This window comes from Streptomyces sp. NPDC050704, from assembly GCF_040654355.1.
Classification (GTDB): Bacteria; Actinomycetota; Actinomycetes; order Streptomycetales; family Streptomycetaceae; genus Streptomyces.
This window is the reverse complement of sequence record NZ_JBFAHW010000093.1, coordinates 25,421-41,261: the sequence shown is the minus strand read 5'-3', so window position 1 is coordinate 41,261 and position 15,841 is coordinate 25,421. Positions and strand designations below refer to the sequence as shown.

The window sequence follows — 15,841 nt, the reverse complement described above, 5'->3', positions numbered from 1 at the left end:
GGAGGGGCTGATTTCCAGCCCCTCCGGCGTTTGAGGAGCGGGGGTTCGGGGGCTGGCCCCCGACGGGGTCTGGGGCGGAGCCCCAGAGGATGGGACGGGTAGGGGCGGCGGGGGCGAGGAATCCCTGCTCAGCCCGGACGAACGTCCTGCCACACCAGCCGATGATCCGACGTCGGAACAACCGTGCCGCCACCGACGAGCCGATACAGCGGATCATCCGACGTCGGCCAGAAGACCCCGTTCGCGACCGACACGAGCCCACGCGAAGGAATCACATGGTCGACCCGCAGATTCCCAGGCGCGACGTCACCGAAGTCCGCCGTGTCGAACGCGGCATCCCCGACGTGGGAGGCATTGGCCCCACCCTGAAGACGAGCCGCCTCAACCCCACCGGCACTCGAAGGAGGCGTCGAGGGCAACCGCACCCCCGCGTGGTCGAGCAGCTGACGGATCGCGTGGTCGTAGCTGTCACCGTCGTACGGATCGGCGTTCAGGTCACCCGCGATCACGAACCGCGCCCCGCCCCGCAGCCCGCCACGTACACCCCGGTCGTCGTACAGATAAGAGCCACCACGCCGCCCACCGATGTAGTCGGCCCACAACCGGATCTCGTCGTGATTGCGACGGCCGTTGCGGTCCTCGGCCCCGTCGAAGGTGGGCGGAGTGGGATGCGAGACGAGGAAGTGCACGACGGACGAGGAACCCCGGCCGAGCCGGACCGGCAGATCCCAGTGGCTCTTGGAGGAGAGCCGCAGAACAGCCTCCGCCTCCGCGCTGTAGTACCCGTCCGGCATGACGTTGCCGGGCATGTCCTTCCACAGGAACTTCTGGAAGGTGCGGGCCGCGCGGACGTCGATCGGGTACTTGGAGAGCACGACCATGCCGTACTGGCCCGGGAACCAGCCGTACCCGAACGCGTCCTGCCCGTACGCGTCGGAGCCCGGCGTGGTGACGGCACCGTTCCGTCCGTCGAGGTCCACTCCGGAGGCGACGCCCGTGTTGACGGGAGCGGTGAAGCGGTACGGGTAGCGGACCGGTTTCGCGCCGCTCTGGCCCACGGCCAGGTAGTTGCGCAGGAACAGCCGGACCGCGGTGCCGTCCTCGTCGTAGTCGAACTCGTTGATCAGCAGGACGTCGGGGTCGACTCGCTGGATGGTCTCGGCGACGTTCCGCGCCTGCTGGTTGTCCGGCGTGGAGAGGTCCGTGACGAGGGCGCCCCGGGTGCCGCGGTTCAGGGATGCGTTGAACGTGGCGAACCGGACGGCGCGTCGCGGCGTGCTCGCGGAGGCGCCGGCCGCCGTCGTGCCGGTCAGCGCGGCTCCGGCGAGACCGGCGAGCGCGGCACGGCGCGAGAACGGCGGGTGATGCGGTCTGGAGTGGTTCATCGGGGCTCCGGAAGGCGAGGGGAACACGCGAACTCCCGTAGTCTGCGCGCGTAGACGCGGGTGGCACAAGGGCCTTCCGGGGACTCGCGGGCAGGGGTGAAGCGGGCCTGTCGGGCGGTCGACGCCAGGGTGTACGCAGGCGGTCGATCAGGGCGTGCCCACCTGAAGCCGGCACTCTTTCCCGGAAACCCTCCGAGCCCTCTGGGACCTCTGAGGCCTCTGAATCCTTTCCCTGAACTCGCTCCTCCTTCCCCGAACTCCCTCCTCCCACTCATCGGTTCACGCGATGGTGCGATCATGCGCCGCCGTACGGATGCCCCCGCGGAACCGCGGGTAGGGCCCGGCCATGACGCAGCCGTTCGAACTGCCGCACTTCTACATGCCGTATCCCGCGCGGCTGAACCCGCATCTCGATGAGGCCCGTGCCCACTCGGCCGAGTGGGCACGCGAGATGGGCATGCTGGAGGGCTCCGGCATCTGGGAGCAGTCCGACCTCGACGCGCACGACTACGGACTGTTGTGCGCGTACACCCACCCGGAATGCGACGGGCCGGCCCTCTCCCTCATCACCGACTGGTACGTGTGGGTCTTCTTCTTCGACGACCACTTCCTGGAAACCTTCAAGCGCACCCAGGACCGGGCCGGCGGCAAGGCCTACCTGGACCGCCTGCCGCTCTTCATGCCGCTGGACCTCTCCGACACCGTCCCGGAGCCGCGGAATCCGGTCGAGGCGGGACTCGCCGACCTGTGGGCGCGCACGGTGCCCTCGATGTCCCTGGGCTGGCGCAGGCGGTTCGCCGAGTCCACCGAGCATCTGCTCAACGAGTCGATGTGGGAGCTGTCCAACATCAACGAGGGGCGGATCGCCAACCCCGTCGAGTACATCGAGATGCGCCGCAAGGTGGGCGGCGCCCCCTGGTCGGCCGGACTCGTCGAGTACGCGACCGCCGAGGTCCCCGAACAGGTCGCGGGTACCCGGCCGTTGCGCGTGCTGATGGAGACGTTCTCCGACGCCGTGCACCTGCGCAACGACCTGTTCTCCTACCAGCGGGAGGTCGAGGACGAGGGCGAGCTGAGCAACGGCGTGCTCGTCCTGGAGACCTTCTTCGGCTGTACGACCCAGCAGGCCGCCGACACCGTCAACGACATCCTCACCTCACGCCTGCACCAGTTCGAGCACACGGCACTCACCGAAGTGCCCGCGCTGGCCCTGGAGAAGGGCCTCACCCCGGACGAGGTCGGCGCCGTCGCCGCGTACACCCAGGGGCTGCAGGACTGGCAGTCGGGCGGCCACGAGTGGCACCTGCGGTCGAGCCGCTACATGAACGAGGGGGCCCGCCCGACCTCTCCCCTGGACGGGCTCACCGGTCCCGGCACCTCCGCCGCGGACGTCGGGGCGCTGCTCGCCGCCGCCGGTGCCGAGCGGCTGCGCGCGTACACGCACGTGCCCTTCCAGAAGGTGGGCCCCTCCCGGATCCCCGACATCTACATGCCGTTCCAGCTCCGGCTGAACGCGGGTCTCGACGGGGCACGGCAGCGCATCACTCCGTGGGCCCACAGCATGGGCATCCTGGCGGAGGGCGTCTGGGACGAGGACAAGCTCGCCGCCTACGACCTGCCGCTGTGCTCGGCGGGCCTCGACCCGGACGGCACCCCGGAGGCCCTGGACCTCAGCTCGCAGTGGCTCGTGTGGGGGACGTACGGGGACGACTACTACCCGATGGTCTTCGGGCACCGCCGCGACTTCGCCGCGGCGAAGCTGTGCACCGCGCGGCTCTCGGCCTGCATGCCCGTCGACGGCGAGGAGATCCCGCCCCCGGCGAACGCCATGGAGCGCGCCCTCGCCGACCTGTGGCAGCGCACGACGGCCGCGATGACCCCGGACGCGCGCCGCACCCTGCGGGCCGCGATCGACGTGATGACGGAGGGCTGGGTGTGGGAGCTGGCCAACCAGGCGCAGCACCGCATCCCCGACCCCGTCGACTACCTGGAGATGCGCCGCGCCACCTTCGGGTCCGAACTCACCATGAGTCTGTGCCGCCTGGGCCACGGCCCGAAGGTGCCGCCGGAGGTCTACCGCAGCGGTCCCGTCCGGTCGTTGGAGAACGCCGCCATGGACTACGCGATGCTTCTCAACGACGTTTTTTCCTATCAGAAGGAGATCGAATACGAAGGTGAGGTGCACAACGGGATCCTGGTCGTGCAGAACTTCTTCGGCTGCGACTATCCGACGGCTCTCGGCGTCATCAACGACCTCATGACCCAGCGTATGCAGCAGTTCGAGCATGTCGCCGCACATGAATTCCCCGTCCTGTACGAGGATTTCGCGCTCTCGGACGAGGCCCGCGAGATCATGGAGGGTTATGTGGTCGAACTGCAGAACTGGATGGCCGGCATCCTGAACTGGCACAGCGGCTGCCGTCGCTACGGAGCCGCCGACCTGGCCCGCCGCGCCCACGGCTTCGTACCTGGTCAGATCCCGTCACTGCCCTTCACCACCCGGCACGGAGCCCCGATCGCGGCTCTCTGAACCGGCCGGCCGGGCCCAGCGCACACGGAGGCTGGGCCCCGCCACGCAAAAGGAGTCCGCACACAAAAGGACTTTCACCTTCCATATCCGGTTTCCGAAACTTCTCGTCCGGAATGGGGCATTCAGGGAACTTCGATGCGATGCGAGGAGTCTTTTGAGGTAAGAGAACGCATTACGGAACACGGGGGTGTTCGAGCCTTGTCAGACATCATTGAAAGGATCACCGAGGAGCTCACGAGCGAGGTCGACGCGGTACGGGCGCCGGGGGAACTGGAGCCGTACGTAAGCCCGTTACCGGTACCGCCGGTGCTCCGGCCCGACACGAGCGACGCGCTCCGGGAGACCGAGATCGCGCTGCGGCCGACATGGGTGCGACTGCACCCGCAGCTGCCGCCGACCCTGATGTGGGGGTACGAGGGCCAGGTGCCGGGCCCGACCATCGAGGTGCGCCGCGGGCAGCGGGTCCGCATCGCCTGGACCAACCGCATTCCCAGGGAGAGCGAGTACCCGGTCACCGCCGTCGAGGTGCCCGTCCGCGCGCCGGGCACACCGCCCGCCACGACGGAGCCCGGCCGCGAGGGCGTCGAGCCCAACAAGGACGTGGCCGCGCTGCCCGCCTGGTCGGTGACCCACCTGCACGGCGCCCAGACGGGCGGCGGCAACGACGGCTGGGCCGACAACGCCGTGGGCTTCGGCGACGCCCAGCTCTCCGAGTACCCGAACGACCACCAGGCGGTGCAGTGGTGGTACCACGACCACGCGATGAACATCACGCGGTGGAACGTGCTGGCGGGGCTGTACGGAACCTACCTCGTCCGTGACGACGAGGAGGACGCCCTCCATCTCCCCTGCGGGGAGCGGGAGATACCGCTGCTGCTCGCCGACCGGAACCTGGACACGGACGAGGACGGCCGTCTCAACGGCCGGCTGCTGCACAAGACCGTGGTCGTGAACCCGGCGGACCCGGAGACGGGCAAGCCGGTCACCACGCCGTTCACCGGCCCGTACACCACGGTCAACGGCCGCATCTGGCCGTACGCCGACGTGGACGACGGCTGGTACCGCTTCCGGCTGGTCAACGCGTCCAACGCGCGCATCTACAACCTCGTCCTGGTCGACGAGGACAACAACCCGGTCCCGGGAGTCATCCACCAGATCGGCAGTGACGGCGGGCTGCTGCCGCGTGCCGTCCCGATCGACTTCGACGACGCGCTGCCCACGCTGACCGCGGCCCCGGCCGAGCGCTTCGACCTGCTCGTCGACTTCCGCGGCCTCGCGGGCCGCAGGCTCCGGCTGGTCGACAAGGGCCGCGCCCAGCCGCCGGGCGTGCCCGACCCGGTGAACGACGTGCCGTATCCGGCGGTGCTGGAGTTCCGGGTGTGCGGTAGCGGCCACGAGGACACCTTCGAACTGCCCGAGGTGCTCTCCGGCTCCTTCCGCCGGCTCACGCACGACATCGGACACGGGCACCGGCTGATCGTGCTCACCCCGCCCGGCATCTCGGGCAGCGGGGGACACCCGGAGATGTGGGAGATGACGGAGGTCGAGGACCCGAGCGGCATCGAGTTCCCCACGCACGGCGTCATCCAGCTGACCGGCCCGGACGGCACGACCAAGACCTACCGGCGTACGTCACGGACGTTCAACGACGGGCTCGGCTTCACCATCGCCGAGGGCAGCCACGAGCAGTGGAGTTTCCTCAACCTGTCGGGCATCGTCCACCCCATGCACATCCACCTGGCCGACTTCCAGCTGCTCGGCCGGGACGCGTACGACGTCTCGGGCTTCAAGCCCGAGGAGGGCGGCACGCTCACCCCGGTCGCGTACAACCCGGGCACGTCGATACCGCTGGCGCCCAACGAGCTCGGTCACAAGGACGTCTTCCGGGTTCCCGGACGTCAGATGCTGCGTGTCATGGGCAGGTTCGACGGCGCGTACGGCCGGTTCATGTACCACTGCCACCTCCTCGAACACGAGGACATGGGCATGATGCGGCCCTTCGTCGTCATGCCGAAGGAGGCGCTGAAGTTCGACCACGGCACCGGGCACGGCGGCCACGGGGACCACACGGCCTGAGCCCACGCCCTGCGGCAGCTTCACCATGGCTCGCGCCATCGCCCGCCCACACGATCGGGCGCGGCGCGAGCCGTCGCCGCGCCCGCGCTGAACGGGAACGGGCCGGACGGGAGCGACCCGAGCGGAAATTACTCGAACGGGAACGACTCGAACGGGAATGAAGCGCATCACTCGTTCGGGGATCGTCGTGCGCCGCTGCGGAGGGTAGAGCTCTGGCCGGAGGCGATCCATGGAACAGACTGCGCTGCGTCCCAAGCCGATGCCGGGTCAGGAGCCGGGCGGCGGCCCCAAGTCCGGTACGGTCCGTCGACCGCACGCCGCACGTAGGCGCGGGCGACGGCTCATGACCTTGCTTTTCGGCCTTTTCGTCGGCACGGTCCTCGTGCTGTCGGGGGTCGGACTCGGCACCGTGGGGGCCACGGTGATCGGGATGAGCAAGCTCGCCGACCTCCAGAAGCAGGCGAGTGCTTCCGGGGCGTCCGCCCTGTCTCCGGGGCCCAGCGGCGCAAAGCCGGCCCCGAGTGCGGGGAGTTCGGCCTCACCCCGGGACCGGGCACAGCACCGGCCCAAGAGCCTGCCCAAGGAGCGGCCGTCCCTGGGTGTGGAGGCCGTGGACGCCACCGGCGGTCCCGGCGCGCTCCTGGTCGGCGTGCACGTCCCCGGGCCCGCCCACACCGCGGGCCTCGTACGGGGCGATGTGCTGCTCGTCGTCGGCGGAACCCGTATCGACTCGGCCGCCGACCTCGCGCGGGCCGTCGCCACCGCACGCCCCGGCAGGACGGTGACCCTCACGGTGCGGCACGCGAGCGGCGGCTACCAGCAGCTGACCGCGACCCCCGGCGTCATCACGTGACACGACCGTCCGTACCGACCGCCGAGACGAACGTCCGCCGACACGACCGTCCTCAGACAGCCACCCTGAAGTGGCTCGTCAACCGCCCCTCGTCGTCCAGCACATGAAACGCGAACCCGGGAGGCGCGTCCCGGTCCGCCGCGCCCTCGCCCTCCCACGGCAGCCGCAGCGTCCAGGTCACCCCCGGGCCGACGACCAGCGGCCGCCCGGCGAACGTCGTGGCCGCCGGCGTGTGCGCGTGTCCCGTGATGATCCCGGCGATCTCGCTCCTGCGCTCCAACAGGGCGGCCAGCGCCGGGGCCCGACGCAGTTGGTAGGCGTCCGGCAGGGGGTGGTGCAGGGCGACGGGAGGGTGGTGGAAGGCGAGCAGTGCCGGCATCGCGCCGTCGAGTTCGCCGAGCGTCGCCTCGATCCAGGCGTACGTCTCCTCGTCCAGCTCGCCTTCGTCACTGCCCGGGACGCTGGAGTCGCACATCAGGACGGCCGCGTCGTCGAAGACCTGGACGCTGTTGACCGGCCCGTCGCCGGCCGGTTCGCCGAGCAGCGCCTTGCGGTAGGGGGCGCGGCTGTCGTGGTTGCCGGGACAGGTCAGCACGGGGAAGGGCGTGGCCGGGTCCCGCAGTCCCAGGATGCGTGCGGCCTCCTCGTACTCGGCCTCCGTCCCGTGGTCCGCGATGTCCCCGGTGACCAGCAGGGCGTCCACCCGCCCCGGCAGCTGCCACAGCCGGTCCCGCACCCGCTCGGCACGCTCCGTCGCCCGCTCGGTTCCGTCGAGATGCAGGTCGCTGATGTGGGCCAGCACGAGCATGGTTTTCCGCCTCCCCTGGATGGCCGTTTAATGCCGTGAGCGCATCTAAGCATTAGTTCTAATGCTTGAGCAATCTTCATTCATTAGGGATGAGCTGAGGGAAAAGTATTGGCCACGCCCGCCGCCGCGGGCCACGATGGGCCCATGCTGAGCACCCTCCTCGCCTTCCTCGGCGCCTGCACGCTGATCGCCGCCTCGCCCGGTCCGAGCACCGTGCTGATCATCAAGCGGTCGTTGCACAGCAGGCGCGCCGGGTTCCTGACGGTGCTCGGCAACGAGACCGGCGTCTTCGTGTGGGGAGTCGTCGCCGCGTTCGGCCTGACCGCGCTGCTCGCCGCCTCCGAAGTGGCGTACGACGTGATGCGGGTCGTCGGTGCCGTCGTACTCGTCGTCTTCGGCGTACAGATGCTGTGGCAGGCACGACACGCCAAGGGCACGGTGGACGACGACGGAGGGCGGGACGGCGAGAAGAGCGGCTGGATCGCCTACCGGGGCGGGCTGCTGATCAATCTCGCCAATCCCAAGGCGGCGATCTTCGCGATGTCCTTCCTCCCGCAGTTCGTGCCGGAGGGCGCGCCGCACCTGCCCACCATGGTCGGGCTCGCCGCCCTCTGGGCGGTCTACGAGATCGGCTACTACAGCGTGTACGTGTGGTTCGTCGGCCGGATGAGGACGGTGCTGTCCCGGGCCGGAGTGCGGCGCAGGCTGGAGCAGGTCTCCGGAGGGGTGCTGCTCCTCCTGGGCGCCCGCCTCGCCCTGGAGAGCTGATGCGACGCCATGAGAAGCCGCTCGTCCGAACATCAGAAACAAGCGGCGACCGGCTCGCGCCGCCCCCGCTGTCCGGGCAGGATGCTGCCCGTAGCCCTTTTTGACCTACGGAGGCCCGGATGACCGGCACGCCCGCGCCCTTCACCGCCGACGACTACCAGGCGCGGATGGCGCGCGCCGCGCGGGCGGCCGCCGACGCCGGGCTCGCCGGGGTGCTGGTCGCGCCGGGACCCGACCTCGTGTGGCTCACCGGCTACGCGCCGCCCGCGGCCACCGAGCGGCTCACCCTGCTGGTCCTCGCCGCCGGACAGGACCCCGTCCTGGTCGTGCCCACCCTGGAGGCCCCGGACGCCGAGAAGGCCGCCGGCGCGCCCGCGCTGACGCTGCGCGACTGGACCGACGGCAAGGACCCGTACGCGGTGACGGCCCCGCTCCTCGACACCTCGGGCCGGTTCGGCGTCAGCGACAACGCCTGGGCGCTGCACCTGCTGGGCCTCCAGAAGGAACTGCCCGGCGCCTCGTACGTCTCCCTCACCGAGGGACTGCCGATGCTGCGGGCCGTCAAGGACGCCGCCGAACTGGAGCGCCTGGCCGCCGCGGGCGCGGCCGCGGACGAGACGTACGAGGAGATCCTGAACGTTCCCTTCGCGGGCCGCCGTGAGACGGACGTCGCCGGTGATCTGGCCGGCCTGCTGCGGCGGTTCGGGCACACGCAGGTGGACTTCACGGTCGTCGGCTCAGGACCGAACGGCGCCAGCCCGCACCACGAGGCCGGCGAGCGCGTCATCGAGCGCGGCGACATGGTCGTCCTCGACTTCGGCGGACTGAAGCACGGCTACGGCTCCGACACCTCCCGCACGGTGCACGTGGGCGAGCCGACCGACGAGGAGCGACGGGTCCACGACATCGTCCGCGAGGCCCAGGAGGCCGCGTTCCGGGCCGTGCGCCCCGGAATCGCCTGCCAGGACGTCGACCGGGTGGCCCGCGCGCACATCACCGAGGCCGGGTACGGCGACCACTTCATCCACCGCACCGGGCACGGCATCGGCGTCACCACCCACGAACCGCCCTACATGATCGAGGGCGAGAGGCAGCCGCTCGTACCCGGGATGTGCTTCTCCGTAGAGCCCGGAATCTATCTGCCGGGCCGTTTCGGAGTACGTATCGAGGACATCGTGACGGTCACGGAGGACGGCGGACGCCGCCTCAACAACACCCCCCGAGAGATGGCCGTCGTCCACTGACCGACCCTCAGGAGACCCCGGCCCCGGAACGGCGGACGGCGCGACCATGACCCAGGCAGCGACACCCACCGCGGACACCGTGCGACGCCTCGTCCGCGCCCTGCTCCCGGACGGCCCCCCGGATGGCGACGGACTCGAGATCCGGCCCGTCGCCCAGGGCGGCGAGCGCTCCACCTGGTTCGTCGGCGCACGCCATGTGCTGCGGCTCGCCCCGGACCGCGAGGCCTCCCGGCGGCAGCGCCGCGAACTGCGGCTGCGCGACCTGGTGCGCCCGCACATCGGGGTCGCCGTCCCGGTCAGCATCGCGCACGGCGAGTGGGCGAGCGGTCTCACGTACACGCTCGACACCCTGATCCCGGGCGGCTCCGGCGAGCACCAGGACGTCTCCGCCGTGGGCGAGGCCGACCTGGCCGGACTTCTCACCGGACTGCGCGAGGTACCCGCACGCCAGGCCGAGACACTCGGCGTGCCCCGCGTCGCGCCCCGGTCCCTCGAAGCGCTCAGGGCCGCCGCCGCGCGCGCCGCCGAACAGCTCGGCGCGGCCGACGAGTTCGACCCCGCCCGGCTCCACCAGCTCACCGCGCCCGCCGCCGTCCAACTCGCCGCACAGTCCGGCGCCGTCGTCCTCGTCCACCACGACCTCAGGGGCGAGCACCTGGTGGTGAGCGCCGACGGGCGGGTACGCGGCGTCCTCGGCTGGACCGACGCGGTGGTCGGCGATCCCGCCGAGGACATCGCAGGCCTGGCCCTCGCCGTCGGAGCCCCCGCCGCCGTCCGCGCGGCCACCCTCGCCGGCTACGGCGCCCGCCCCTGCCTGCGCGGCCTGTGGCTCGCCCGCTGCGACACCCTGACCCGCCTCGCCGACCGCCTCCGGAACCACGACAACAGCCCGTTGCCGCTGCTCCGTGCCCAACTGGTGCGCTCCTGGGAGGCGATCCTGCTGGAGCGGGTCACGGAGTTCCGGGACGGGACGGGCGATACGTTTCAGGAATGAGGGAGGGACGAGCCGCACCGGACGGGTGACCCGCCCCCACCCCGGGTCCCCGGTCACGCCCCGTCACGTCTGCAGGAGCACCACGCACGACTCGCCCGGCAGGCCCAACAACCCGTCCGCCCCCGGCAGTTCCACCTGATCCGGCTCCCACGCGGCCAGCACGCGCGCGTGCCGGGTGCCGAGGGGGATCGCCGCGCGCTCCTTGCCGAGGTTCACCGCCACCCGGACGTCACCGCGGCGGAAGGCGAGCCAGCGGGCGTTCTCGTCGTAGGCGACCTTGACGTCCGAGAGGTCGGGGTCCGAGAGGTCAGGCTGGGCGTGCCGGAGCGCGACGAGTTCGCGGTACCAGGCCAGCACGCGCGCGTGGAGCCCGTCTGCCGGCTCGGACCAGTCGAGGCAGGAGCGGTCGCGGGTGGCCGGGTCCTGCGGGTCCGGGATGTCCTCCTCGGCCCACCCGTGCGACGCGAACTCCCGTCGCCTGCCCCGGCGTACGGCCTCCGCGAGCTCGGGGTCCGTGTGGTCCGTGAAGAACTGCCAGGGCGTGCCCGCCGCCCACTCCTCGCCCATGAACAGCATCGGGGTGAACGGCCCGGTCAGCGTCAGCGCGGCCGCGCAGGCCAGCAGGCCGGGGGAGAGGGAGGCAGCCAGCCGGTCGCCCTGGGCGCGGTTGCCGATCTGGTCGTGGGTCTGCGTGTAGCCCAGGAGGCGGTGCGCGGCGATCCGCGCGAGGTCCAGCGGGCGGCCGTGCCTGCGGCCGCGGAAGGTCGAGTACGTGCCGTCGTGGAAGAAACCGGCGGTCAGCGTCTTCGCGACCGCCGCCATCGGAGCCCGGGCGAAGTCCGCGTAGTAGCCCTGCCCTTCACCGGTCAGCGCGGTGTGCAGCGCGTGATGGAAGTCGTCGTTCCACTGCGCGTGCAGCCCGAGCCCGTTCTCCTTGCGGGGGGTGATGAGCCGCGGGTCGGCCAGGTCCGACTCGGCGACGAGGAAGAGCGGGCGGCCCTGCTCCCCGGAGAGCGTGTCCACGGCGGCCGACAGCTCCTCCAGGAAGTGGCACGCGCGCGTGTCGTGCAGCGCGTGCACGGCGTCAAGACGCAGCCCGTCGATCCGGTAGTCCCGCAGCCACGCCAGAGCGCTGCCGAGCAGAAACTCGCGCACCTCGTCCGAACCGGGCGCGTCCAGGTTCACGGCCGAACCCCAGGGCGTGTGATGCGTCTCCGTGAAGTACGGCCCGAAGGCGGGCAGGTAGTTGCCGGAAGGACCCAGATGGTTGTGCACGACGTCCAGGACGACACCGAGCCCGAGTCCGTGCGCCCGGTCGACAAAGCGCTTCAGCGCCTCGGGACCGCCGTACGGTTCGTGCACGGCCCACAGCGACACACCCTCGTACCCCCAGCCGTGCCGCCCCGGGAACGGGCACAGCGGCATCAACTCGACGTGTGTGACGCCCAGTTCCACGAGATGCCCGAGCCGCTCGGCGGCCGCGTCCAGGGTGCCCTCACGGGTGTACGTCCCCACGTGCAGCTCGTACAGCACCGCGCCCGGCAGCCCGCGTCCCGCCCACTCGGCACGCCACTCGTACCGCTCGTGGTCGACCACCGAGCTCAGCCCGTCGGGCCCGCTCGGCTGGCGGCGCGAACGGGGATCGGGCAGCACAGGGCCGTCGTCCACCGCGAACCCGTACAACGTCCCGTCGTCCGCCTCGGCCTGCCCCGTCCACCACCCCGCCCGGTCCGGATCGGGCTCCAGCGCGCGCGTGGTGTCCGCGCAGTGGAGCGTCATGCGGTCGGCCTGTGGTGCCCACACCTCGAACTGCACGGACGGTTCTCCCTCGTCTGCTCACCGTGACGTCGCCGGTCCCATGGTGCGCCACACGAGATCAATCCACCGTCGAATCCTCCCGATCGGAGGACTGAAAACGACCGAACCGGACGGGGTACTCCTCTGAAGTGCTGCGTTTCCTGGACACTCCGGCCGTGCTGCCAGACAATCACCTGCGTGACGTCGTCCTCCGAGTTCCACACCTATCCCGCGCGGTTGTCGGACGCCGAGCGTGACAGGGCGCTGAAAGCGCTCCGGGAAGGCGCTGCCCTGGGGCGGATCTCGCACGACACGTTCGTCCTGCGGATGGAGCTCGCGTTCGCCGCCCGTTCCGCCGCCGAACTCGCCGCGCTCACCGCCGACCTGCGGACCGAGAGCCGCTGGTCGCGGCTGCTGTTCGGCACGGTCGAGGCGGTCTCCGGCTTCCCCGTGCGGCTGCGCAGGGCCTGGCAGGCCGAGCGGCTCCCCAAGCTGCTGCTGCCCCGCCCCGACAGCCGCTATCCGCTGCGCATCGGCCGTGACCCGGCCAGCGGCCTCAGGCTCAGTCACGAGACGGTGTCCCGGGTGCACGCCGAACTCACCCTGCAGGGCGGCCTGTGGGTGCTGCGCGACTTGGGCTCGACCAACGGCACGTCAGTGAACGGGCGGCGCGTGATCGGTGCCGCCGTGGTCCAGGTCGGCGATCAGGTCAGCTTCGGCCGGATGGCGTTCCGGCTCGCGGCGGACCGGTGACCGTCGCCATGTCGGATTGCCGTCGGCGAGCCCGGTCGGACAGGAAACCCGCATGCTGAGGGGCAACAAGGTCGGGCTCAGGGCCCGGCACGAAGACGACATCCCGGTCCTGCAGGAGGAGCTCCACGACGACGTGGTGAACGCCTCGCGGGCCCAAGGCAGGCCGTGGCGGCCGATCACGCCCGGCTCCAAGGTCTCGCAGTTCGTGGTGGACGACACGGAGCAGGGGCATGTCCCGTTCTCCGTGGTGGAGCTGGACGGCGGCACGCTGGTCGGCACCGCGTCGCTGTGGGGCATCGACAACCACAGCCGGTCCGCGCACATCGGCCTCGGACTGCTGCCGTCCTGCCGCGGCAAGGGCTACGGCACCGACGTCGTCGCGGTGCTGTGCCACTACGGCTTCGTCGTGCGCGGCCTGCAACGGCTGCAGATCGAGACGCTCTCGGACAACGCCGCGATGCTGCGCTCCGCCGAGCGCAACGGCTTCGTCCGGGAGGGCGTGCTGCGCTCCTCGGCCTGGGTGCTGGGCGAGTTCATGGACGAGGTGCTGCTCGGGCTCCTCGTCCAGGAATGGAAGCCGGACTCGAAGGTCTAGCCGGACTCGAAGCTCCAGCCGGGGCCACACCCGACCGGGACCACCCCGACCCGACGGAACCGCGGCCTCCGCCGAGCGCTCACCCTGCGGGCGAAGTTCCTGTACACGCAGCGGTGTTGACGTACCTCCAAAGCCATGACTCACTGTGTACACCCCATACACACCAAGTGAACCCACGGGCCACTCGCAGCGGAGGTAAGACCCTGCCCGCACTCCTCCGTTACCCGTCCGTGGACGAGCTCGGCGTCCGGGCGGCCGCGCTCGTCGGCCGCCGCCCACGGGACGCCCGACTGCGCCAGGTGGGCACGTCACGGGCCGGGCTCCCGCTGTGGCTGCTGTCCGTCGGACACGGCAGCCGGCAGGCCCTCGTCGTCGCCGGCCCGCATGCCAACGAGCCCGTGGGCGGCGCCACCGCCCTGCGGCTGGCGGAACGGCTGCTCGCCGACCCCCGGCTGTGCGACGGCGCCGACGTGACGTGGAACCTGCTGCTCTGCGTCGACCCCGACGGCTCGCGCCGCAACGAGGGCTGGCTGTCGGGCCCGTACAGCCTCGGCCACTACTTCCGGAACTTCTTCCGCCCCGGCTTCCTGGAACAGCCCGAGTGGCTGCCCGACGGCGCGGACGGGGCCCAACTGCCGGAGACCCGCGCCCTGCTCGCCCTCCAGGAGGAACTGCGGCCCTTCTTCCAGTGCTCCCTGCACGGCGTCGACGTGGGCGGCGGCTTCGTCGAGCTGACCCGCGACGTGCCAGGACTCGCGCCCCGCCTCGCGCACATCGCGGCGCGTCTGGAGATCCCGCTCGAACTCGGGCCGTACGACACGCTGTACTGGCCCACCCTGGGGCCCGCGGTCTACCGCATCCCGCCCCCGCGGCGGGGCGATCTGGTCGCGGCCATAACGGAGGCGGCGGTCGAGTCCACCTGGTTCCACCCGCACCGGTACGGCACGGTGACGGCGGTCGTCGAGGCGCCCATGTGGGGCGTGGCGGCCGTGGCGGACGGCTCGGCGCCCGCGGACGCCGACGGGGTCCTCCGGGCGGTCAGCCGCACACTGCGGCGCGACACGGAGCTGCTGGAGGGTCTGCTGGCGCGTATCCGCCCCGGCCTGGCGGCGATCCCGGACGTGGACCGCCTCCTCGCACCCGTGGACGACTATTTACTGGTCTGCCCCGGCCTCGCCGACTCCTGGGACCCCGACACGGCCCCGGACACGGACGCCGACGGCGGCCCGCGCCCGCTGCCGCCGCTCAACACCGCCCGGTTGGCCGCCCTGCGCATCTCCGGGCGGCGGATAGCGCTGCGCACGGCCGGGCTGCTGCACCAGCTGGTGACCGGCGCCGGTCACGACCCGTCCGGCGCGGCGGCGGACCTCGACCGGCTGATCGACGAGTGGTGCGCGGACTACCACGAAGGGCACGAGGCGCGCTGGATCCCGGTCGCCAGGCAGGTCGAGTACCAGGCGCGGGTGGTGCTGGCCGCCTTCGAACTGGTGCTGCGGCAGGCGCCCGCACCGCTCTCCGGCGCGCGTCCGGTCGGCACGCCCCCGGTGCGGGCCGAAGTGCCGTTCGAGTGAGTCCGGTGGGTTTCCGGCCTCTCCGTGCCGATGCATGGGGAATGACGAAAACCACCAAAGCGGTACGCGACGTTCTGCTGACGGCGTGCGCCCTGCTCGCCGCGGCAGCGGTCCCGGTCCAGGCTCAGGCCCTGGCCGCACCCCACGGGGAGATCCCGGGCAACTGGCTCTACGTCACGGTCACCCGTGGCGACGCCCGCTCCAGCGACACACGCGGGACGCTGCTGCTGTGCGACCCGCCCCAGGGACACGCGCACGCGGTACGTGCCTGCGAGGAGCTCCGCGCCGCGAACGGTGACGTCGGGCGTATCCCGCCCAAGGACGTCTTCTGCCCGATGATCTACGCACCGGTGACCGCCTCGGCGCGCGGCGAGTGGGGCGGCCGACCGGTCACCTACAAGGACACCTTCTCCAACTCCTGTGTGATGGCGGCGCGGACGGGAGCGGTCTTCGCACTGTCCGGCTGA

13 protein-coding genes are annotated in these 15,841 nt (G+C 71.3%); 10 read left to right on the top strand and 3 right to left on the bottom strand.

Annotation, left to right across the window (positions count from 1 at the left end):
- Window positions 1–128 precede the first annotated feature (128 nt).
- Window positions 129–1,385 (bottom strand): endonuclease/exonuclease/phosphatase family protein, encoded by a 1,257-nt coding sequence (locus AB0I18_RS38140; protein WP_363110298.1) that lies wholly within the window; start codon window positions 1,383–1,385, stop codon window positions 129–131.
- A 346-nt stretch (window positions 1,386–1,731) separates the two neighbouring features.
- Here AB0I18_RS38140 and cyc2 point away from each other — a divergent pair, with 346 nt between their 5' ends.
- The 3 genes from cyc2 to AB0I18_RS38125 all read left to right on the top strand — a co-directional run bounded on the left by cyc2 (window position 1,732) and on the right by AB0I18_RS38125 (window position 6,844).
- Window positions 1,732–3,915, top strand: a complete 2,184-nt coding sequence (gene cyc2 / locus AB0I18_RS38135) for a germacradienol/geosmin synthase Cyc2 (RefSeq protein WP_363110297.1) — start codon at window positions 1,732–1,734, stop codon at window positions 3,913–3,915.
- 198 nt (window positions 3,916–4,113) lie between these two features.
- Entirely contained in the window at window positions 4,114–5,991 is a 1,878-nt protein-coding gene (gene phsA, locus AB0I18_RS38130) for an O-aminophenol oxidase PhsA (protein WP_363110296.1), read from the top strand.
- A gap of 229 nt (window positions 5,992–6,220) precedes the next feature.
- Window positions 6,221–6,844 carry a PDZ domain-containing protein gene (locus AB0I18_RS38125; RefSeq protein WP_363110295.1) on the top strand — a complete coding sequence of 208 codons (624 nt, stop codon included), beginning with the start codon at window positions 6,221–6,223 and terminating at the stop codon, window positions 6,842–6,844.
- A 52-nt stretch (window positions 6,845–6,896) separates the two neighbouring features.
- On the opposite strand, the gene AB0I18_RS38120 is transcribed toward AB0I18_RS38125, so the two are convergent.
- Window positions 6,897–7,652: a phosphodiesterase gene (locus tag AB0I18_RS38120; protein ID WP_363110294.1), complete on the bottom strand. Its 756-nt coding sequence runs from the start codon at window positions 7,650–7,652 to the stop codon at window positions 6,897–6,899.
- Between the two features lie 144 nt (window positions 7,653–7,796).
- On the opposite strand from AB0I18_RS38120, the gene AB0I18_RS38115 reads away from it, so the two are divergent.
- The 3 genes from AB0I18_RS38115 to AB0I18_RS38105 all read left to right on the top strand — a co-directional run bounded on the left by AB0I18_RS38115 (window position 7,797) and on the right by AB0I18_RS38105 (window position 10,658).
- On the top strand, window positions 7,797–8,420 hold the full coding sequence (locus AB0I18_RS38115) for a LysE family translocator (protein ID WP_363110293.1): 624 nt from the start codon (window positions 7,797–7,799) through the stop codon (window positions 8,418–8,420).
- A 119-nt stretch (window positions 8,421–8,539) separates the two neighbouring features.
- A complete protein-coding gene (locus AB0I18_RS38110) occupies window positions 8,540–9,664 on the top strand; it encodes an aminopeptidase P family protein (protein ID WP_363110292.1) in 1,125 nt (374 codons plus the stop codon).
- 46 nt (window positions 9,665–9,710) lie between these two features.
- Window positions 9,711–10,658 (top strand): aminoglycoside phosphotransferase family protein, encoded by a 948-nt coding sequence (locus tag AB0I18_RS38105; RefSeq protein ID WP_363110291.1) that lies wholly within the window; start codon window positions 9,711–9,713, stop codon window positions 10,656–10,658.
- 63 nt (window positions 10,659–10,721) lie between these two features.
- On the opposite strand, the gene treZ is transcribed toward AB0I18_RS38105, so the two are convergent.
- Window positions 10,722–12,473, bottom strand: coding sequence for a malto-oligosyltrehalose trehalohydrolase (treZ, locus tag AB0I18_RS38100; protein ID WP_363110290.1), 1,752 nt, complete (start codon window positions 12,471–12,473; stop codon window positions 10,722–10,724).
- 180 nt (window positions 12,474–12,653) lie between these two features.
- On the opposite strand from treZ, the gene AB0I18_RS38095 reads away from it, so the two are divergent.
- The 4 genes from AB0I18_RS38095 to AB0I18_RS38080 all read left to right on the top strand — a co-directional run bounded on the left by AB0I18_RS38095 (window position 12,654) and on the right by AB0I18_RS38080 (window position 15,841).
- Window positions 12,654–13,208, top strand: coding sequence for a DUF1707 and FHA domain-containing protein (locus AB0I18_RS38095; RefSeq protein ID WP_363110289.1), 555 nt, complete (start codon window positions 12,654–12,656; stop codon window positions 13,206–13,208).
- 52 nt (window positions 13,209–13,260) lie between these two features.
- Complete coding sequence (locus AB0I18_RS38090) at window positions 13,261–13,803, top strand: GNAT family protein (protein WP_363110288.1); 543 nt, start codon at window positions 13,261–13,263, stop codon at window positions 13,801–13,803.
- 230 nt (window positions 13,804–14,033) lie between these two features.
- Entirely contained in the window at window positions 14,034–15,374 is a 1,341-nt protein-coding gene (locus tag AB0I18_RS38085; RefSeq protein ID WP_363110300.1) for a M14 family zinc carboxypeptidase, read from the top strand.
- Between the two features lie 41 nt (window positions 15,375–15,415).
- Window positions 15,416–15,841 (top strand): SSI family serine proteinase inhibitor, encoded by a 426-nt coding sequence (locus tag AB0I18_RS38080; RefSeq protein WP_363110287.1) that lies wholly within the window; start codon window positions 15,416–15,418, stop codon window positions 15,839–15,841.